Source organism: Plantactinospora endophytica (assembly GCF_016862915.1).
GTDB lineage: Bacteria > Actinomycetota > Actinomycetes > Mycobacteriales > Micromonosporaceae > Plantactinospora > Plantactinospora endophytica.
On the sequence record NZ_BONW01000088.1, the window covers coordinates 1 to 708 of the forward strand.

1 protein-coding gene is annotated in these 708 nt (G+C 67.7%); it reads left to right on the forward strand.

Annotated features, from left to right (window positions below; translation table 11 throughout):
* Positions 1 to 153: 153 nt before the first annotated feature.
* Positions 154 to 660 (forward strand): hypothetical protein, encoded by a 507-nt coding sequence (locus Pen02_RS41445; RefSeq protein WP_203871688.1) that lies wholly within the window; start codon positions 154 to 156, stop codon positions 658 to 660.
* Positions 661 to 708 lie beyond the last annotated feature (48 nt).

Genomic DNA, 708 nt, shown 5'->3' on the forward strand with positions numbered 1-708 from the left:
GCTACTCGGCAAATCCGCTTGTCGGGCCGTTACGTTCCGGAGGCGATGTAGGCGGTGAGGATGTAGTTGGGGTGGCGGTCGAGGTTCTTGCGGGCGCGGTCGTAGCGCATGGTCGGGCTTCTTCGGAGATCAGCGGCCTGCGATCATCAGTGGGTGGAGTTCGTGCTCGATCCGCCGCACGGGGTTGGCCCGCTGCGGCTCGGGATGACAACCGACGAGGCCCGTGTTGCTCTCGAGACTCTCGGCCCGCTGGAGCCAACCGCCTCGGGTGAACTGGCCGTACACCTGCCGAGCGGGCTCGGGTTCAGTGTGGGCTTCGGGGTTGGGCCGACATGGGGCCGCGTCAACGCGATCGAGGTGTGGCGTCCGCCCGAACGCGACGTGGTGCGATACCGCGATGTCGACGTCTTCGGCGTGCCTGCGCTGGAGGTCGTGGAGCGGCTACGTCGCCACCTCGACCTCGTGCCGAACGAGGATGACGACGGGTTCACCGTACGGGAGCTGTATCTGGCGCTGTGGCGACCGTTCGCTGCGGATGACGACCCGGCTGACGAGCAAGGCCACTTCTTTCAGTCGGTGCTGGTGGCCCGGCCCGGTTACGACGACACGCCCGCCGAGGCTGCGGCCCGGCTGGCCGCTGGCGGTCAACCTGGCTATTGATCCATTTGGCTTCCGCCCCCGCGCGCTCGACGGCAGGATCGAACGCTG